Genomic DNA, 18,596 nt, shown 5'->3' on the forward strand with positions numbered 1-18,596 from the left:
GAATGGCGCCATGAGCGCCTCCGTCGCCACCGTCGAGGAGTACCTCGCCGCGTTCCCGCCCGAGCGGCGGGCGAGGCTGGAAGAGGTGCGGCGCCTGCTCCTGCAGGCAGTCCCCGACGCCGAGGAGCGCATCCGCTACGGCATGCCCGCCGTGATGCTCGGCGGGCGCTACGCGATCCACTGGGCCGGGTGGAAGACGCACGTCGGCCTGCATCCGGTGCCGCGCCTGTCGCCCGAGCTCGAGCACGAGCTCGCGGCGCTGCGCACCGGGAAGGACACGGTGGCGCTGCCGTGGAACCGGGAGCTGCCGGCCGAGCTCGTGTCGCGGGTCGCCGAGGCGATCGTGGAGCTGCGGGCACCTGAGGGCACGGCTCCGCACTGACAGGCGCGCACTGACAAGCTGGGTGCCATGACATCGCAGTCCTCGACTCCCGCCTCACCCCTCCTCCGCCCGTTCGGGCCCTCCGGCGCCCAGGTCACGCGCCTCACCCTCGGCACGTCGTGGAAGCCCGAGCGCGTCCGCGACCTCGAGCGGGTGCCCGCCCTCGAACGCGTGCTCGACTCCTCCGCCGACCGCGCCGTCTCGGTGATCGACACCTCGAACGAGTACGCCCAGGGTCACAGCGAGCGCCTGATCGGCGAGGCCCTGCGGGCGCACGGCGGCGTGCCCGAGGGCATCACCGTCGTCACCAAGCTCGACCGCGATCCCGAGACCGGCAGCTACTCGGGCGAGCGGATGCGGCGCAGCCTCGACGAGAGCCGCGAGCGCCTGGGCATGGACGTCCTCCCCCTCCTCTACCTGCACGACCCGGAGCGGATCTCGTACGAGGAGGCCTTCGCCGAGGACGGCCCCGTGCGCGCCCTCGTCGCGATGAAGGAGGCGGGAGTCGCGCTCTCGATCGGCATCTCGGGCGGACCGGCGCCCATGCTGCAGCACTACGTCGAGACGGGGCTCTTCGACGCCGTCATCACCCACAACCGCTACACGCTGGTCGACCGCTCGTCGGACGAGCTGATCGACGTCTCGGTCGACCGCGGCGTCGTCGTGGTGAACGCGGCGGTCTACGGAGGAGGGGCGCTCGCGCGCTGGCCGCAGCCGGTCGAGACGTACGCCTACCGCCCCGCTCCCCCCGAGATCGTGCAGGCGGTCACCGAGATGGGCGAGGCGTGCGACCGCGCCGGCGTGCCGCTGCGCGCGGCCGCTCTGCAGTTCTCGACCCGCGACGAGCGGATCACGACCACCGTGGTCGGCGCCACGACCGCCGAGCACTTCGACGAGTTCGTCGCCGACGACGCGCTCGCGATCCCGGACTCGCTGTTCGAGGAGCTCGCGGCGCTGGCTCCCTCGAGCGCCGTCTGGCAGGAGGCGCCCGGCTCGACCTGGCCGAGCTGACGGCTCCCGGCATAATCCGCGGGCGGGAGCGGTTGTCCCCTGGATGACCACCGCTCCTGCTCTCTTCCAGCCCCTCACCCTCCGCTCCCTCACCGCCCGCAACCGCCTGTGGGCGGCTCCGATGTGCCAGTACTCGGTCGAGGCGCGCGACGGCGTGCCCACCACCTGGCACCTCGTGCACCTCGGCTCGATCGCCCGCGGAGGCGTGGGCGTGGTGATCGCCGAGGCGACGGGAGTGGTCCCGGAGGGGCGGATCAGCCCCTGGGACACCGGGCTCTGGAACGACGAGCAGCGCGACGCGTGGGCGCCGATCGTCGACTTCGTGCACGAGCAGGGCGCGCTCGCCGGGGTGCAGCTCGCCCACGCCGGCCGCAAGGCGTCGACCTACCGCGAGTGGAGCGGGCGCGGCACGGTGCCGGCGGAGGAGGGCGGCTGGAGAACTGTCGCTCCGTCGGCCGTGGCGTTCGAGGGCTACGCCGCGCCGCGGGCCCTCGCGGCGGACGAGCTGCCGGGCCTCGTGCGCGCGTTCCGCGACTCCGCTCGCCGCGCCGTCGAGGCGGGCTTCGACGTGATCGAGCTGCACGCCGCCCACGGCTACCTGCTGCACCAGTTCCTGTCGCCGCTGTCGAACCGGCGCCAGGACGAGTACGGCGGCTCCCTCGAGAACCGCGCGCGGCTCCTGCTCGAGATCGTGCGCGAGGTGCGCGCCGAGATCGGCGAGCTGCCGCTGCTCGTGCGCTTCTCGGCGACCGACTGGGCCGAGGGCGGCTGGGACCTCGACGAGACCGTCGTGGTCGCCGGCTGGGCGAGGGAGGCGGGGGCCGACCTCTTCGACGTCTCGACCGGCGGCCTGGTCCGCGGCACCGAGATCCCGGTTGCCCCGCTCTACCAGGTGCCGTTCGCGAGCGCGGTGCGCCGGACGACCGGGGCGCCGGTGGGAGCGGTGGGCCTGATCACGACGGCGGAGCAGGCCGAGGGCGTGCTCGCGGCGGGCGAGGCCGACGTGGTGCTGCTCGCGCGGGAGCTGCTCCGCGACCCGCACGCCGCCTCGCGCATGGCGCAGGAGCTGGGGGCGGACCTCGGCTCCGTCCTGCCGCCGCAGTACACGCGCGCCTGGCGCTGAGGGTTCAGTGATCCCCGGGGCGCGGAAACGCGAGATGCCACTCGCGTCTGCGACACGCCGTCAGGCGTGCGCACGAGTGGCATCTCGCGGGGTCGTGACCCGGGTGAGTCCTAGGACTCGTCCTCGGCGGGGGCGTCCTCTTCGGGGTTGAAGTGGGAGTCGCCCGAAACGCCGACGGCCAGGCCGCTCTCGGAGTCGGGGATGGTGCCCTCGTCGCCGAGGCCGCCGTCCTTCTTCTCACCCTCGGAGTCGTTGAGGGTCGTGCCGTTGTCGGACACGGCTCAGGCCTCGACGTCGCCGCGCCAGGCGCCGTCCGGGGTGCCCTTGGACTCGATGTACTCCTTGAAGTTCTTCAGGTCCTTCTTGACCGCGTGGCTGCCGGCGCCGACGAGCGAGCCGATCGACTCGAGGAAGCCCTTGGGCTCCCAGTCCAGCTGCACGGTGACGCGGGTCTCGGAGTCCGAGAGCTTGTGGAAGGTGACGACACCGGCGTGGTCGGTCTCGCCTCCGGTGCTGTTCCACGCGACGCGCTCGTCGGGGTGCTGCTCGGTGATGTTGGCCTCGAACTCGCGCTCGACGGGGCCGACCTTCACCTTCCAGACGGTGAGGACGTCGGTGACCTGCTGGATCGACTCGACCTCGTCGAGGAACTTGGGGAACTCCTCGAACTGGGTCCACTGGTTGTAGGCGACGGACACGGGGACGTTGACGTCGACGGTCTCGATGATCTGCGGCACGGTGGTGCTCCTTGCTGTCTCACTCGGTGTGCGGCGGTCCGCTCTTGCGGCCGTCTTCCTCGACGTTAAGCGCGAGCCGCCTGGGAACGCACCGGGTTGCGGGATGACCCGAACGTGATAGAAACCCGCTCCGGACCCCGCTCCCAGGAAGGCGGAGCGGAACTCCCAGGAACGGCCCGGGAGTCCCGCTCCGGTCTCAGACCACCAGCTCGAGCGGGGTCGTCAGCGGGACGTCCTCGAGCGAGGTGCCGATGCGGATCGTGAAGGCGCCGGCCTCGTAGTCCCAGCCGTCGTTCCACGTCGCGAGCAGGCGCGTCGGCACGGTCACGGTGAGCTGAGCCGCCGCTCCCGCCTCGATCCGCGCGCTCTCGAACCCGACGAGCCAGCGCACCGGGCGCTCGATGGCGGAGTCGCGGCGCTCGGCGTACGCCTGCAGCACGATCTTGCCCGCGCGCTCCCCCGTGTTGACCACGTCGACGAGCAGCTCGGCGTCCTCGCCGGCGCGGGTCGGCGCGACCGGGGCGACCGAGACGAGGTCGAAGGAGGTGTAGCCCAGACCGTGGCCGAAGCCGTAGGCCGGCTCGACCTCGCTCCGGAGCCACGCGCGGTAGCCGATGTGGATGCCCTCGTCGTAGTGCAGCTCGCCGTCGGTGGGCAGCGTCGACAGCACGGGGACGTCCTCGATCGCGGCCGGCCAGGTCGTGGGGAGGCGTCCACCCGGCTCCACGGTGCCGAGCAGGACGTCGGCGACCGCGTCGCCCATCTCCTGGCCGCCGAAGTAGCCGACGAGCACGGCGGCGACCTCGTCGCGCCAGGGCAGCAGCACGGGCGATCCGGAGTTGACGACGACGACCGTGCGCGGGTTCGCCGCGGCGACGGCGCGCACCAGGGCATCCTGCTGACCGGGGAGGTCGAGCGAGCTGCGGTCGTAGCCCTCGGACTCGACGGCGGAGTTGGTGCCGACGACCACGAGGGCGACGTCGGCGTCGCGGGCGAGCGCCACCGCCTCCTCGATGAGCTGCTCGGCCGGGGTGTCCTCGGGCTCGATGCCGTAGGTGAAGCCGAGGGCGCCCTCGAGCTCGCCGTCGGTGTGCTCGATGTCGTACTCGATGCGGATGTCGACGGGCGTGCCCGCGGTGACCTGCAGCGGGCCCGAGACCGACGGCGGCGCCAGGAGCGCGGCTCCGAGGTCGGCGCCGACCGGGGCGAGGGTCTCCTCGAGGAACAGGTCGCCGTCGACGAAGATCCGCGCGGTGCCCACGACCGCGAAGCCCAGGCGCACGGTCGCGTCGGCCTCGGGGGTCAGCACCGTGGAGAACTCGACGCGAGCGGACGCCGCGATCGGCGCGCTGCCGCCGAACCAGACGAGCGCGGTGGCGCGGCGGTCCTCGACGAACAGCTCGGATCCCTCCGCGTCGAGGAAGCGCACGCGCTGGCCGGGCTCGCCCGTGGCGGGGTTCGTGATGGTCTCGAGCGCGAGGGGCGCGACTCCGTCCTGCACGACCGCGCCGAGCGCGTAGTCGACGCGGGCGCCGGGGAGGGCGTTCCGGACGCCGTCGAGCGGAGTGACGACCTTCTCGGGCAGCACCGTCGCGGATCCGCCGCCCTGCGTGCGGGCGTCGCGGGCGTTGTGGCCGATGACGGCGACGGAGGTGAGGGCGGAGGCGTCCCACGGCAGCTCCCCCGTGTTGCGCAGCAGCACGCTGCCGGCCGCGGCGGCCTCGCGCGCGAACGCACGGCCGTCCTCGACGAGGACCGGCTCGGCGACGGCGGGCTCGAAGCCCTCAAGCGCGCCGACGCGGGCGGCGAGGCGGAGGATGCGGCGCACCTTGCGGTCGATCACCGACTCCTCGATCTCTCCCGCGCGCACCGCGGAGACCAGCGCGGCTCCCCAGGGCCCGTCGGGGCCGGGCATGACGAGGTCCTGCGCCGCGCGGGCGCTGTCGACGGAGCGCACCGCGGTCCAGTCGCTGATGACGACGCCGTCGAAGCCCCACTCGCTGTTCAGCGGGGTCTCGAGCAGGTCGTTCTCGGTGGCGGTCGTGCCGTTGATCGAGTTGTAGGAGCTCATCACGAGCCAGGCGCGGGTCTCGACGATCGCGCGCTCGAAGGCGAGGAGGTAGAGCTCGCGCAGCGCGCGGTCGCCCACGCGCACGTCGACGGTGAAGCGGTCGGTCTCGGAGTCGTTGGCGATGTAGTGCTTCGGAGTCGCTCCGACGCCGTTCTCCTGCACGCCGCTCACGTAGGCCGCGGCCAGATCGGCGGTGAGGACCGGGTCCTCGCTGAAGCCCTCGAAGTGGCGGCCGCCCAGCGGCGAGCGGTGCAGGTTGATGGTCGGGCCGAGGACGACGTCGACGTCCTTGCGGCGGGCCTCGACCGCGGCGGCGGCTCCGTAGCGCTTCGCGATCGAGCGGTCCCAGGAGGAGGACAGCGCCGTCGCCGAGGGCAGGTTCAGCGAGGGCGAGCGCTCGTCCCAGACCTCGCCGCGCACACCGGAGGGGCCGTCCGAGACGAGCATGCGGCGCAGGCCGATCTTCTCGATCGGCCAGGTGGTCCAGAAGTCGCGGCCGGTGAGCAGCTGCACCTTCTCTTCGAGGGTGAGTCGGCCGAGGAGCTCGGTGAAGCGGGCGTCGGCGTCGGGGCCCTCGGCGCTGGGGCGCGGGGCGGTGCCGGAGGAGAGGGCGGTGCCGGTCGGAGAGGCGGTGGAGCTGTCGGTCACGAGGAGTCTCTTTCTACGCTGAAGGGGGCGGCGGACGACCGTCCCAGAAAACCTAGCACCGCTCGGTTTACCAGGGAAGGGCGTGGAGGGACCGTGCAGGATGTCGGAGTGGGTGGTTCCGCCAGGGCACCCCTGGGGCTTTGACGGAGAAACCACGAGGAGTTAGGTTTCTCGGACCGCGTACCAGCGCATCCCGCATCGACCCGTCCGCCCCTCACCACCGCACCGAAGCGCCAGGAGGCACACGTTGGCACTCCCCACTTCTCCTCCGCGGCGACCGCGCGGCCAGTACGCGAAGACCGCCGCCCGGCGTGCCGAGATCGTCGCCGCCGGGCTCGAGGTGTTCTCGGCGAGCGGGTACCACGCCGCATCCCTCCGCGAGATCGCCGAGAAGGTCGGGCTCAGCCAGGCCGGCGTGCTGCACCACTTCGCGAACAAGTGGGAGCTGCTCTCGGCCGTGCTGGCCCTGCGGGACGACAGGTCGATCGCGCGGGTGCCGAGCGGCGGGACGATCCCGGGGGTGGACACCGTGCGCGCCCTCGTCGACCTCGTGGCGTACAACACGTGCATCCCCGGGCTCATCGAGCTGCAGTGCGCCCTCTCGGCGGAGGCGACGCACGCCGACCACCCGGCGCACGGGTACTTCGCCGAGCGGTACCGCGTGATCATCGACCTGTTCACCGACGCGTTCGGCGACATGCTCACCCGCGGCCAGCTCCTCCCCGGCGTCGACCCGCGCAGCGCGGCGATCCGGACGATCGCGACGATGGACGGGCTGCAGGTGCAGTGGCTGCTGCAGCGCGACTCGCTCGACATGCAGGCGGAGTTCCGGAGCGCGGTGCAGGCGCTGTGCACGGTGGAGATCTGAGGGGCGCGACGGGGTGAGGGGCTCGCAGTCGTGAGGGGCTCAGAGTCCTGAGGGCGCGAAGGCGGGCTGCTCGCACAAGGCGCGTCGGAGTCCCGGTGGACCACTGCCCCCGCGCTCAGAACGGCACCTTCTCGCGACTCATCGGCGGTGGCCCCGGCGGCTCCACCGTCAGCACTCGTCCCGCCGGGCTGCGCCAGCGGACGCCGCCGTCGCCGAGGTTCTCAGGACTCCAGGTGCTGAGGTGCCGGAGTCGGTGGTGGGAGGCGCAGAGGTGGGCGAGGTTCGCGGCGTCGGTCGCGCCTCCGTGCTGCCACGGGACCGTGTGGTCGAGGTCGGCGGTGCGCGCCGTGCGGAGGCACCCCGGGAACCGGCAGGTCTCGTCTCGGTGCGCGAGCGCCCGACGCAGCTCGGCGGGCGGGCGGTAGCTGCGGCGTCCGACGCCGAGCGTCGCTCCGGTGTGCGGATCGGTGAGGATGCGGATGAGGCTCGGGGCGCCGGCAGCGAGTTCCCGCGCCGTCTCGGCGTCGACCGGCCCGTAGCCGTCGAGGATCGCGGGCTCGTCGGAGCGGCCGAGCAGGGTGAGGACCGGGACGGTGACGGCGACCACAGCACGGATGCCGCGCGGGACGGCGGTGCGGGCGGGCCCGGCGAGGGGGTCTCGCGCATCGTGCGCCTCCTCCGGAGCAGCCACGGTCTCGCCGTCGAGCAGTAGCGCCGTCGCCACATCGGCGCGGACCTGCCGGAGGTTCCGCGCGTCGCGCTCGTCGGGCGTCGCGTCGGAACCCGCCTCCTGGACGGAGCGCGCAGCACGATCGATCCGGTCGTACGCGCCGAACGCGTCCTGAGCGGGCAGATGGAGGTGCAGCGTCGCCATGCCGTCGAGCTCGCCGTCGACCCAGACGGCGCGATCCTCCCGGCAGCGGCGGTGGCGCTCGCGCAACGTCTCGGGGTGCAGCCGCTCGCGCAGCGCACGGAGCCGACGCCGCAGCTGCGGAGGTGTGCACGACGCGGCGAGGACCGCCGCCTCCTCGTCGAACCGGCCGCGCACCTCCGGCGGCACGGTCGCCGCCTCGGCGACCACGACCCGCGCGTGCTCGGCGGCGCACGCCCCCTCCTTCAGGGCGGCGAGCGTCGCCGGCAGCTCGTTCACGAGGAGGCGGCTCTCCTCGACGAGGGCCCCGGCGTGCGCCTCGGACAGCCGGAACGACGTGGCGATCTCGGCGATGTGCGCACGGGCCGCCGCCTCGATCCGCTCGCCCCTGCCGAGCACGCCGGCGTCGACCAGCGCCTCCGGCACCGCCATCGCGAGGCGCCGCGACAGCTCGATCAGCTCGGCCTGCTCACCGTCGATCCGCCCCCGGAACCGCCGCAGCGCCTCGGCCGCATCGATCGCGCCGCCGTACGCCTCCTCGAAGCACGCGTGCACCGAGGGAACGCCCTCGGCGGGTGCTGTGTACGGGTCGATCGTGGCCATACACGGATGATGCCAGCGACCACCGACATTCGAACACGAGTTCGGCTCATCTGTGGAGAAGAAGACGCGTACAGCAGGTGTGAAGTCAACTCAAGGACGTCTCGACGGCGGCGCGACGCAGCACATCGTCCGCGAAGAACGCGTTGTGATGCCTGCGCAGAGGCGATCCGCCTCGGCGCATCATCGTCGTGTTCAGCTTGTACGCGGCCTCGAGGAACGGCGGGTACTCGAGCGCTGCAGCGAACTCCTCCCACCCGGCGAACAGGTAGGACGCGACGTCAGCGCTGCGATAGGCGGCATCCTCGCCGTCGTAGAAGACGACCGGGATCTCGCCCAGCGCCTCCACGGCCGCGTCGAACGTCGGCGCATCGACGTTGGCCCTGACCGCGACGTGCCACTCGCCCCCGTCGAAGTACTCGACCGCGAAGACGGTCTCGAGCGTTCCGCAGCTGAACGTGAAGAGACGGCGCGAAGTCTTGGACCGCTTCGTCGACGGCTGGGCAGACAGGACCCAGAGCACACGTTGTGTTCCGAACGGATCGGCGATCGTCTCGGCGGTGTATCGAGCGAGTACTCGTGACAAAGCCGCGTAGTCGTCACGGCGCGCAAGCTCCCAGAAGCGACCCGGAAGCGTCGACGCCCCCTCCTCGCCGATCCTCCCGCGCCGCTCGCGCTCCCACGGCAGCAGGACGCTCTTGCCCTCCTCGACCGTCGCGGCACGGTCGCCGGTACCACCCGGCCAGCCCGTCAGCGTGAGGTTGCGCAGACCGTGCGTCTGCTCCTGACGGCGGATCTCCGCGCGCTCCTCCTCGTCGAGCCGCGCTCGCGGGCACTTCGCGAAACGGAAGGCCACCACGTCTCCGTGGTGACGACGATGCGACGCGTACCGGCTCACGATGTTCGTCGTCTGGCCCACGTAGCGCTGGCCGTTCTCGAACTCGAGCACGTAGATCCCGCACAGCCCTACGGCGCCGGACGCCGTGAACAGCGACGCCGCAGACCCCGCCTCGCTCATGTCGTAGCGGAGGAAGGACAGAGCGGAGGGGGCATCGTCGACCATTCCGGCACCTTAGCGGCGACTCGCCCCTCCCCTACTTCTGCACGTCCCCGCCCAGCTGCCCGATCGCCGGCAGCGGCCCGCCGTCGTCAGCGCCCGTCCGGCGCCAGCGCGCGATCGCGTTGCCCAGGTGGTAGATCACCAGCGCCGCTCCCGCTCCGAGCACGATGCCGCCGAGCTGGAACCCACCGGAGGCAAAGTTGAAGCCCGCGATCGCGATGACCAGGGCGACGGCGGCCGTGTACTGGTTGACCGGACGCGAGAAGTCGACGCGGTTGTCGACCCAGATCTTGATGCCGATGACGCCGATGAGGCCGTAGAGAGCGGTGGTCGCGCCGCCGAGGACGCCCGCGGGGATGGAGTTGAAGACCGCGCCGACCTTGGGCGAGAGGCTGAGCAGAACGGCGGTGACGCCGGCGACCCAGTACGCGGCGGTCGAGTAGACGCGCGTGGCGGCCATCACTCCGATGTTCTCGCCGTAGGTCGTGGTGCCCGAGCCGCCGAACGTGCCCGAGACCGCGGTCGCGACGCCGTCGGCGATCAGGGCGCGGCCGGTGTGGGCGTTGACGGAGGAGTCGGTCATGGTCGCGACGCCGCGCACGTGGCCGACGTTCTCGGCGATGAGGACGAGCACGACGGGGAGGAACATCGCGATGCCCGACCACGTCGATCCGGACGCGAAGTCGGGGAAGGAGAAGGGCGGCAGGCCGATCCAGGCTGCGTCACCGACCGCGGAGTAGTCGATCTCGTCGCGCAGCAGCGCCACGACGTAGCCGATCACGACGCCGACGAAGATCGAGACGCGGCCGAGGAAGCCGCGGAAGAACACTCCGCCGAGGATGATCGCGGCGAGCGTGACGGTCGCGGTGACGGGCGCCTTCTCGAAGCTGTCCCAGGCGGTGGGAGCGAGGTTGAAGCCGATCAGGGCCACGATCGCACCCGACACCACCGGGGGCATCAGGCGGTCGATCCAGCCGAGGCCGACGAACTGCACCAGGACCCCGACCGCGGCGAGCAGGAGGCCGACGGCGACGATCCCGGCGAGCGCCGACCCGGTTCCGCCCACGGCGGTCGCGGCGGTGACGGGAGCGATGAACGCGAAGCTCGACCCGAGGTAGCTGGGCAGCTTGTTGCGCGTGATCAGGAGGAAGAGGAGCGTGCCGACACCCGAGAAGAGCAGGGTCGTGGCGACGGGGAAGCCGGTGAGGACGGGGACGAGGAACGTCGCTCCGAACATGGCGACGACGTGCTGGATGCCGATCGCGATCGTCGCGGGCCAGCTGAGCCGCTCGTCGGGGGCGACGACGGCGCCGGGCTCGACGGTGCGGCCGTCTCCGTGCAGGGACCAGGTGGGCATGAGGCTCCTCGGGCGGGGAAAGGGGCGGGGCGGGCGGATCGCCGGGGTACAGGCTAGCGAGCGGGCTCCCCCGCGCGGGTGACGACTCCGCCGGTCCGCGTCCGTAGGCTCGCCGGATGTTCTACGGACTCGTCGGATGGCACATCGCGATCATCCTGCTCGTGCTCTCGCCGGTGATCGTGCTCGCGATCGCCGTGCCGGTCTCGTACGCGCAGGGGCGGGCGCGGAGGGACGCGGGGCTGGTCACCGATCCGGCCGTGGAGCCGATGGCGATCGCCGGATTCGTGCTCGCGTTCCTGGTGGGACCCGCCGCCATCGTCTGCGGCCTGCTCGGCCGTGCGCGGATCCGCCGGTCGGGGCGCGCGGGCTGGGGGTTCGCGACCTACGCCGTGATCGTGGGCTGGCTCCTGACCGCGATCCAGGTCATCGCAGTGATCGGGACGCTGACGTCGTAGAAGGCGCGCGACTACAGGAAGAACAGCACCATCAGCACGTACGGCGCCAGCACCTGCGCCGCGCCCACGACCAGCGCGGCCGTCCCGAGCACGAAGCCGAGCAGGCTCGCGCGGGCCCCGCGGAGCGACGGCTCGGCGCGCAGCTGCTCCCGCGACGAGCGGGCGAGAAGGACCGCCACGAGACCCGCGGCCGCGGACAGCAGCGGAACCGGGAACGCGACGAGCGCGACCAGGCCGAGAGCGGAGCTCGCCACCGCAGCAGGCGCCACCGGGCGGGCGGAGGCCGGGCGTCCATCGTGATCCATGCCTCCAGCCTCCCGCGCCCCGGCCCCGATCGCCACCGGCCCCTCGAGACCCCGGATGTGCGATCCGGCGCGCGAGGGGCGACCATGAGGTCATGCAGGATCCTCTCGCCGACCCCGAACGGTTCGCCGTGCTCGCCGCCACGGTCGCCGACCCGGTCCGCCGCTACCTGTGGCGCCGCGCCGACGCCGGCACCGCCGACGACGTCCTCGCGCTGACGATCACCGTGCTGCGCGAGCGGAGGATCGCCCCGCCCGATCCGGTCGCGCAGGCGCTCGCGATCGCCCGCGCCCTGCTGCGGAACGCGCTCCGCGGTCAGCGCCGGCAGTCCCTCCTCTCGCAGCGGCTCGCGCTGGTCGAACCGCCGCAGCTGCAGACCGACGAGGAGTCGCGGCGGCTGCACGACCGGGTGCGCCTGGCCCTCTCGCGCGTGGCGGAATCGGATGCGGAGCCGCTCCGCCTGTGGGCGTGGGACGGCCTCGACGCGCACGCGATCGGCATCGTGCTCGGCATGCCCGAGGAGGACGCGACGGACCGTCTCGAGCGCGGACGCCGCCGCATCGGGCAGGAGCTCCTGCGGGGATCGCCCGAGAGGGACGGCGATCTGCGCGCGCTCCTCCGCGCGATCGATCCGGCTGCGAGCCTGCCTCCGCTCTCGGACCGCGAGCTGGCCGTGGTCCTCGCGGGCACCGACCGCGACGACGCACCGCCGCGCCGCCGCTCGCCCTGGCTGATCGCGGGAGTGGGCGCGCTCGCCGTCGCGGCCATCGCCTCCCTCCTCCTGCCGCTCGCGTTCGCCCTGGCCACGTCGTCGGCACGGCTGTCGGGAGCGACGAACGGCTGCCCCGCGGATCCCGCGGCGGCGCTCGCCTCGGCGCAGGTCGCGTTCCGGGCCGAGGTGCGCTCGATCGACGACGGCACGGTCGAGCTGAGGGTGCTCGAGCGGTTCGCCGGGGAGGTCGGCGACAGCGTCACCGTGACGCAGGGCCGAGGCGTCACCTGGCAGACGGGGACCGACTACCTGCTCGCGGCCGACGAGAACGCGCTGCTGGGCTGCGGACTGACGGGGCCGAGCTCGCCGGAGCTGACCGGGTTGTACGAGGACGTGTTCGGGGCGGGGACGGGCGGGGCCTGAGGGGCGCTGCTCCTGCAGAGATAAGGCTGGGAGGGTCGATTCTGCGAGATCGCGGCGACTCGCGGCGCTCAGCCTCATCTGTGCAGGACTTCGGGCGCTGACAAGGCGGGTGAAGGGTCTTGCGGGGCCCCGCTACGAGCTGGCAGTATCGAATGTCGATACGAATCGCTCGATCTTCGATACGCCGCACCCTCCGAGAGGATCTCGATGCCCCGCTCACTCCTCGTCGCACTCCGCGCCCTGCTCGCCGTGCTGCTGCTCGGCTGCGTCGTCGTGCAGGTCGCCGTCGGCCCGGTCGCCGCGACCGCGCTCGACGGCGGTCCGATCGACGGGGTGCTCGTCGCCGTCCTCGTCGCGGGCGGCCTCTGCGTCGAGGCCGTGCTCGTCGCGGTCTGGCGGCTGGTGTCGCTGGTGCGCGACGACGCGCTCTTCGCCGGCGATCACCGCTCCGACCTGTGGGTCGATCTGGCCATCGGCGCCTTCCTGTTCGGGGCCGTGCTCGCCGCGGGCGGTGCGGTCGCGGTCCTCGCGGTGGTGCCCGCTCCGATCCCCGCGCTCGCCTTCGGGCTGGTCGCGGTGTCGAGCGCGACGCTGGGCCTTCTCGTCATGGTGATGCGGCGGCTCCTGCACCTCGCGGTCGAGCAGCGCAGCGAGCTGGCGGAGATCGTCTGATGGCGATCGTGCTGCAGCTGGACGTCGAGCTCGCCAAGCGGAAGATGTCGGTGACCGAGCTGGCCTCGGCGATCGGCATCACGACGGCGAACGTCTCGATCCTGAAGAACGGCCGGGCGAAGGCGATCCGCTTCTCGACGCTCGACGCGATCTGCTCGGTGCTCGGCTGCCAGCCGGGCGACATCTTAACGTTCGCTCCGGAGGAACTCCCCGTTCCCGAGGCCGCGCGGTGACCCGGAGCGAGCGGCGCGCGGTCGCGATCCTGCTCGGGGCGGTCGGCGCCGCCCTGCTCGTGGGCTGGGCCCTCATGACGAGCGGAGTGCTCGCAGCGCTTCTCGACCGCGGCTGAGCGCAGCGACGGGCCTGATCGGCCGAGATCGAAACCGGTCGGAAACGGATCCGCAACACGCGACCCGAAGACTGGGGAGGTTCCAAGCCTCTTCCCACTCGATCCGAAGGTCCTCGCTTGTCCCATTCCTCCTTCCGGAGGGTCGCCCGACTCTCCGCCGCCGTCTCCCTCTGCTCGGGCCTCGCGCTCGGCGCCGCGATCACCGCCCCCGCCGCCGTCGGTGCGACGGCCCCCGCGTCCGCCCCCGCGGTCGTCGATCTGAGCATCACCGACGCTCTCGCCCTCCTCGAGTCCGGAGCGACCACGTCGGTCGCCCTGACGCAGCAGTACCTCGACCGCATCGCGGCCTACGACGACCCGTACGGCGACCAGCCCGGCCTCGCCGCCGTGATCCTCGCCAACCCCGACGCCCTCGCCACGGCCGCCGAGCTCGACGCCGAGCGCGCCGAGGGCACGATCCGCGGACCGCTGCACGGCATCCCGATCCTGGTGAAGGACAACTACGCCACGTTCGACATGCCCACGACCGCCGGCAGCGCCTCGCTGCACACGTACCAGACGAAGCTCGACTCGACCGCGGTCGAGCGCCTGCGCGACGCCGGAGCGATCATCCTCGCGAAGACGAACATGGCCGAGTTCGCGTGGCACGGCACCTACACGCTGAGCTCCGAGCGCGGCCGCACCACCAACCCGTACAACCAGGCGAACAGCGCCAGCGGGTCGAGCGGAGGAACGGGCGCGGCCGTCGCGGCCGGCTACGCCCCCGCGGGCCTGGGCACCGACTCCTGCGGGTCGATCGTCGGGCCGAGCGCCCACCAGAGCCTCGTCGGCTACCGCCCGACCATGGGACTCACGAGCGTCACCGGCATCGTGCCGCTGTCGCTCCGCCAGGACGTGTCGGGGCCGATGACGACGACCGTGACGGATGCCGCGCTGCTGATGGAGGTGCTCGCCGGCGTCGATCCGACCGACCCGCAGACCGTGATCGCCGCGGAGCAGGACACCGACTCGTACGTCGAGGGCCTCAGCGACACCGCGCTCGAGGGCAAGCGGATCGGCTACGTGCGCTGGGACTACGAGGAGGACCCTGCGCGTCCGGGCCTCGCCGAGACCACCGCGCTGGTCGACCAGGCGGTCCGCGATCTGGCCGCACAGGGCGCCGAGATCGTGCCCGTGCCCGACTTCACCCGCGAGTTCGTCTCGGGGACGCTGAAGAGCGGCGGCTGGATCGACATGCGCCCGAGCATCGACTCGTTCTTCGCCTCGACGGACGCGACCTGGCCCGAGGGCCTCGCCGCACTCACCGAGCCGGCCGATGCGCTCACCTTCTCGGACGTCATCGCGGACGGCAAGACGTCGCTGCTCCCCGGCGACGTCGAGTACTTCCAGAGCAACGAGGACATCCCGAACCCCGCCTACGACGCGGCGGTCGCCGAGCAGGACGCCGGCAAGATCGCGATGGACCAGTACTTCGTCGACCACGACCTCGACGCCCTCGCCATGCCGACGAGCGCGACGTCCGCGACTCCGGAGTGGGCGGGCACGACGTTCTGCGATGTGGGAGCGAACACGGGCATCCCGACGGTCTCGCTGCCCGCCGGGTTCACCTCGACCGGAGCGGCCGCGGGTCTCGAGCTGGCCGCCCCGCGCAGCCAGGACGCGGCGCTGCTGGCGATGTCGTACGACTACGAGCAGGCGACGCTGCACCGCGTGGCGCCGGCGTCGACTCCGGAGCTGATGGCGGCGGAGCCGACGCCGGAGCCGACCGTGACGCCGACGGTGGAGCCGACCGTGACGCCGACGGTCGCACCGACGGCCGAGCCGACCGCGGCGCCGACCGCGACCGCGGCTCCCGTCGCGCCCGTGCCGTCGTCCACTCCGAACCCCGGCACCGCGAAGCCCGCTGCAGCCCTCGCGCACACCGGAGCGGAGGGGACGACCGGTCTCGCCGCCCTCGCCTTCGCCCTCGTGGCAGGAGGAGGAGCGGTGCTCGCCCTGACCAGGCGCCGCCGCCCGAGCGAGCAGTAGGACGGACGCCGGAGCGGGGTCGACGAGAGTCGGCCCCGCTTCTGCGTGCATCGTGCCAGCGGCCGTTGCTCGCTGGTCGAGTAGCCCCGGAGGGGCGTATCGAGACCCGCCCACTCCGAGACATCGTGGATCTCGATACGCCCGCTCCGCGGGCTACTCGATCAGCAGAAGGAGGCGCTCCTCCCTGCAGCTACGCCGCCACCGCGCTCTCGGCCGGCCGCACCACGACCCGCGGAGCCCAGCCAAGCAGGATCGCGGCCGCCGCGAACGACAGCTGGCCGACGATCGCGAGCGCCGCCGAGACGACCGAGCCGTCGCCGCCCGAGGTGGAGAACGTGTCGGCGATCGACATGCCGATGCCGAATCCGGTGAAGAAGCGGCAGAAGATCGCCGCGCCGACGAGCGCGAGCATCGCGATCGCGAGGCGTCGAGGAGTGAGCGGGCCACCTGCGCGATGCACGGCCAGCGCGGTGATGAGCAAGGTCGGCACCGTCCAGAAGACAACCCAGACCACGAGCGCGACGAGCGTGGGCTGCAGCGAGAACCCGTCGCGCTCGGCCATCAGCGCGTAGATCGTCGAGAGCTCGGTGCCGGGCACCTTGGCGAGCGGATTCCAGACGAGCAGGTCGATCGAGCCGAGCACGATGACGGCGAGCATCAGCGCGGCACCGGCGACCGCGACCGGGAGGCGCTGCCGCCGGGTCGCGACGCGGTGCTCGAGAGCGACCGGCCGCGTGCCTCCGATGACGGCGAGGCCGGTCGCGAGCCCGGCGAGCACGATCACGAAGCCGAGCAGGGTCAGCCACCAGGGCGCCCCGGGGAGGAGGGTGCCGAGGACGACCGTCAGCGGCCCGACGACCGCCAGGAGCAGCGACACCCGGGCCGTGCGGGTCTCGGCCGAGCGGGCGGCGCCGATCAGGTGCGCGACTCCGACGACCCCCGCGAGGAGCGCGAGAGCGACGACGAGCCAGCGAACCGCACTCGTTGTGGCGACGACACCCTCCGGAGCGTTCTCGGGCACGATGCCGCCGGCGGTCAAAGAGAAGCCGATCAGCACGACCGCGGTGGCCGTCAGCAGCCCGAGCCCGCGGCGGGCAAGGCGGCGCGGGCGGAGGAACCGCGGCTCCCCCGAGTGCGCCGGCAGCGCGCGATCGAGGGTCGCGCTGAGCACGAGGGCGCCGAGCACGACGTCGCGGCGGGGCAGACCCGCCTCGGCGGCGCCGGCCGCATCGGCTCGCCACTCCTCGAGGTAGCGCTCACGGGCGAGAGGCGGGAGGAGGCGGGCGAGCAGGCGCAGCAGCAGGTCGATCACGCGCGGGCCTCCGCTCCGGAGAGACGGACGGCGGCCGGAGCGGGCCGGCTTGCCTTGGATGCTTTCGCCACCGCTGCCGCGGCAAAGCGCTCGACCGCCGCGCGCGCCGCCTGCGCCCCGTCGCCCGTCAGCTCGTACAGCCGCCGCCGCGGACCGCTGCGGTCGGTGTCCGGCTCCCACGACGAGGCCACCCAGCCCGCCCCCTCGAGCCGCTCGAGGATCGGGTAGACGCTGCCCGCCGGGCGTCCCGTGCGCTTGATGACGAGCATCCCCCAGACGGAGGCGCCGTCGTCGAGGAGGACGCGCAGCACGTCGACCGTGGCGGGCGTGAGGCGGGCGAGCGGGATCATGGCGCAAATCTAGCTATGTAGAGATGGCCCGGTCAATGCCACTGCTGGTTGACTGGCGGCATGACCCTGTACAACCCCGCCGTCTTCCCCGAGCCCGCTCCCGGCCCGTCGACGCCCCCGCCCGGGCGGAAGACCGGGAACGGACTCGGTCTCGCGTCCCTCATCATCGGCATCGTCGCGCTCATCGGCGCCGCGATCCCGATCGTGAACTACGTCTCGGGCTTCGTCGCCTTCGTGGGTCTGGTGCTCGGAGTGATCGCCCTGTTCCTGAAGAACCGGAGCCGCAAGGCCGCGATCGCCGGCACGGCCTTGAACCTGGTGGCGCTGATCCTGTCGATCGTGCTCGCCGTGATCTACACGGCCGGCTTCGTGACCGGAGTCACGAACGCCGTCGAGGACGCCGAGTCGAGCCGCGCACCCCTGTCGGAGAGCACGGAACCGGCCGGCCCCACCCGGACCCTCCTCCTCGAGGTCACCGGCGACGCCCCCGACGCCTCCATCGGCTACGCCACCTCGAGCGACCTCGCCGACGGCACCGCGGCCGCCGCCGATCAGCCCCTCCCCTTCACGAAGGAGGTGCAGGTGCCCGCCGCCGGCGAGTTCGCCGTGCAGGTCCAGTCCCTCACCGCGACCACCGGCGCCGACGACACCGGCGCGATCACCTGCCGCATCACCCTCGACGGCGAGATCATCGCGGAGCAGACGAGCACCGGCGCGTTCGCCGCGGCGTTCTGCATGGGGACGTCGGAGTGACCCGCGCGCTGTGAACGAGCTTCTCGCGGCGATCGTCGGTGCTGTGGTCGGAGCCGGCGCCACGCTGTACATCGAGTCCTGGCGGCGGAGCGCCACGGACCGCAAGCGCGAGTGGGGCGCACTCGACCTGCTCCTCCTCGATCTGGGGCGGCGGCGCGTGTTCCTGATCCCCGACCGCCGCCGGATCCCGTCCCCCGACATCACCGCTGGTTCGGACTTCGACCGCATGCGGAGGTCCGTGCTGAGTATCCGAGAGGAGATCCGCGCCACGATTCGGGAGGAACGCACCGGGTCACCCGCTCGCGCACCGCTCCGCGCCATGTACCGCTCGTGCAACGCGTACCTCGAGACCGTGGAAGCCGATCCTCCGGAGTACTGGATCGCTGCCGACGACCTCCGTGTCGCGCTGGAGGGAGAGGCACGCGCGATCACGGACCATCGGAAGACGAAGGTCGAGTTCGTCGCTCCGGGGTCTGAAGCGGTCTGAGGCAGGTCTGCACACCGGCGGCGG

General features: G+C 72.5%; 20 protein-coding genes. 11 read left to right on the plus strand and 9 right to left on the minus strand.

What is annotated here, in order from left to right:
• The first annotated feature begins 10 nt into the window (after positions 1–10).
• From C1I63_RS01485 to C1I63_RS01495, 3 genes are read left to right on the plus strand one after another with little or no spacing between them, the layout of a single operon-like run.
• The gene (locus C1I63_RS01485; RefSeq protein WP_107575684.1) at positions 11–382 is read left to right on the plus strand and encodes an iron chaperone; all 372 of its coding nucleotides are present in this window, start codon (positions 11–13) and stop codon (positions 380–382) included.
• Between the two features lie 27 nt (positions 383–409).
• Positions 410–1,393 carry an aldo/keto reductase gene (locus C1I63_RS01490; RefSeq protein ID WP_107573492.1) on the plus strand — a complete coding sequence of 328 codons (984 nt, stop codon included), beginning with the start codon at positions 410–412 and terminating at the stop codon, positions 1,391–1,393.
• 43 nt (positions 1,394–1,436) lie between these two features.
• Entirely contained in the window at positions 1,437–2,516 is a 1,080-nt protein-coding gene (locus C1I63_RS01495) for an NADH:flavin oxidoreductase/NADH oxidase (protein ID WP_107573493.1), read from the plus strand.
• Between the two features lie 110 nt (positions 2,517–2,626).
• Here C1I63_RS01495 and C1I63_RS19610 read toward each other — a convergent pair whose 3' ends face one another.
• From C1I63_RS19610 to C1I63_RS01505, 3 genes are all read right to left on the minus strand, one after another.
• On the minus strand, positions 2,627–2,794 hold the full coding sequence (locus tag C1I63_RS19610; protein ID WP_170116286.1) for a hypothetical protein: 168 nt from the start codon (positions 2,792–2,794) through the stop codon (positions 2,627–2,629).
• Positions 2,795–2,797: 3 nt separating this feature from the next.
• Positions 2,798–3,253, minus strand: a complete 456-nt coding sequence (locus C1I63_RS01500) for an SRPBCC family protein (RefSeq protein ID WP_055790290.1) — start codon at positions 3,251–3,253, stop codon at positions 2,798–2,800.
• 196 nt (positions 3,254–3,449) lie between these two features.
• Complete coding sequence (locus C1I63_RS01505; protein WP_107573494.1) at positions 3,450–5,972, minus strand: glycoside hydrolase family 3 protein; 2,523 nt, start codon at positions 5,970–5,972, stop codon at positions 3,450–3,452.
• A 247-nt stretch (positions 5,973–6,219) separates the two neighbouring features.
• Between C1I63_RS01505 and C1I63_RS01510 the strand changes: the two genes are divergently transcribed.
• Complete coding sequence (locus C1I63_RS01510; protein ID WP_107573495.1) at positions 6,220–6,840, plus strand: TetR/AcrR family transcriptional regulator; 621 nt, start codon at positions 6,220–6,222, stop codon at positions 6,838–6,840.
• A 115-nt stretch (positions 6,841–6,955) separates the two neighbouring features.
• On the opposite strand, the gene C1I63_RS01515 is transcribed toward C1I63_RS01510, so the two are convergent.
• The 3 genes from C1I63_RS01515 to C1I63_RS01525 all read right to left on the minus strand — a co-directional run bounded on the left by C1I63_RS01515 (position 6,956) and on the right by C1I63_RS01525 (position 10,728).
• Positions 6,956–8,314 (minus strand): HNH endonuclease signature motif containing protein, encoded by a 1,359-nt coding sequence (locus C1I63_RS01515; RefSeq protein ID WP_107573496.1) that lies wholly within the window; start codon positions 8,312–8,314, stop codon positions 6,956–6,958.
• An 85-nt stretch (positions 8,315–8,399) separates the two neighbouring features.
• Entirely contained in the window at positions 8,400–9,374 is a 975-nt protein-coding gene (locus C1I63_RS01520) for a GIY-YIG nuclease family protein (RefSeq protein ID WP_107573497.1), read from the minus strand.
• Positions 9,375–9,405: 31 nt separating this feature from the next.
• The gene (locus tag C1I63_RS01525) at positions 9,406–10,728 is read right to left on the minus strand and encodes a uracil-xanthine permease family protein (protein ID WP_107573498.1); all 1,323 of its coding nucleotides are present in this window, start codon (positions 10,726–10,728) and stop codon (positions 9,406–9,408) included.
• A gap of 116 nt (positions 10,729–10,844) precedes the next feature.
• Between C1I63_RS01525 and C1I63_RS01530 the strand changes: the two genes are divergently transcribed.
• Positions 10,845–11,183: a DUF4190 domain-containing protein gene (locus C1I63_RS01530; RefSeq protein ID WP_107573499.1), complete on the plus strand. Its 339-nt coding sequence runs from the start codon at positions 10,845–10,847 to the stop codon at positions 11,181–11,183.
• 11 nt (positions 11,184–11,194) lie between these two features.
• Here C1I63_RS01530 and C1I63_RS01535 read toward each other — a convergent pair whose 3' ends face one another.
• A complete protein-coding gene (locus C1I63_RS01535) occupies positions 11,195–11,488 on the minus strand; it encodes a hypothetical protein (RefSeq protein WP_146168332.1) in 294 nt (97 codons plus the stop codon).
• A gap of 92 nt (positions 11,489–11,580) precedes the next feature.
• On the opposite strand from C1I63_RS01535, the gene C1I63_RS01540 reads away from it, so the two are divergent.
• From C1I63_RS01540 to C1I63_RS01555, 4 genes are all read left to right on the plus strand, one after another.
• Positions 11,581–12,621, plus strand: a complete 1,041-nt coding sequence (locus tag C1I63_RS01540) for an RNA polymerase sigma factor (RefSeq protein WP_107573501.1) — start codon at positions 11,581–11,583, stop codon at positions 12,619–12,621.
• 207 nt (positions 12,622–12,828) lie between these two features.
• A complete protein-coding gene (locus tag C1I63_RS01545; protein ID WP_107573502.1) occupies positions 12,829–13,293 on the plus strand; it encodes a DUF2975 domain-containing protein in 465 nt (154 codons plus the stop codon).
• A complete protein-coding gene (locus C1I63_RS01550; protein WP_107573503.1) occupies positions 13,293–13,526 on the plus strand; it encodes a helix-turn-helix domain-containing protein in 234 nt (77 codons plus the stop codon). The genes C1I63_RS01545 and C1I63_RS01550 overlap by 1 nt, the downstream gene beginning before the upstream one ends.
• A gap of 233 nt (positions 13,527–13,759) precedes the next feature.
• Positions 13,760–15,670 carry an amidase family protein gene (locus C1I63_RS01555; protein WP_107573504.1) on the plus strand — a complete coding sequence of 637 codons (1,911 nt, stop codon included), beginning with the start codon at positions 13,760–13,762 and terminating at the stop codon, positions 15,668–15,670.
• Positions 15,671–15,860: 190 nt separating this feature from the next.
• On the opposite strand, the gene C1I63_RS01560 is transcribed toward C1I63_RS01555, so the two are convergent.
• Together C1I63_RS01560 and C1I63_RS01565 are read right to left on the minus strand one after the other, a co-directional pair.
• Entirely contained in the window at positions 15,861–16,982 is a 1,122-nt protein-coding gene (locus tag C1I63_RS01560; RefSeq protein ID WP_107573505.1) for a hypothetical protein, read from the minus strand.
• Positions 16,979–17,332 carry a PadR family transcriptional regulator gene (locus tag C1I63_RS01565; RefSeq protein ID WP_107573506.1) on the minus strand — a complete coding sequence of 118 codons (354 nt, stop codon included), beginning with the start codon at positions 17,330–17,332 and terminating at the stop codon, positions 16,979–16,981. Before C1I63_RS01565 ends, C1I63_RS01560 begins: the two co-directional genes overlap by 4 nt.
• A 60-nt stretch (positions 17,333–17,392) precedes the next feature.
• On the opposite strand from C1I63_RS01565, the gene C1I63_RS01570 reads away from it, so the two are divergent.
• Positions 17,393–18,085, plus strand: a complete 693-nt coding sequence (locus C1I63_RS01570) for an MmpS family transport accessory protein (protein ID WP_107573507.1) — start codon at positions 17,393–17,395, stop codon at positions 18,083–18,085.
• A 10-nt stretch (positions 18,086–18,095) separates the two neighbouring features.
• The gene (locus C1I63_RS01575; protein ID WP_107573508.1) at positions 18,096–18,572 is read left to right on the plus strand and encodes a hypothetical protein; all 477 of its coding nucleotides are present in this window, start codon (positions 18,096–18,098) and stop codon (positions 18,570–18,572) included.
• Positions 18,573–18,596: the final 24 nt, after the last annotated feature.

This window comes from Rathayibacter caricis DSM 15933, from assembly GCF_003044275.1.
Lineage (GTDB): Bacteria > Actinomycetota > Actinomycetes > Actinomycetales > Microbacteriaceae > Rathayibacter > Rathayibacter caricis.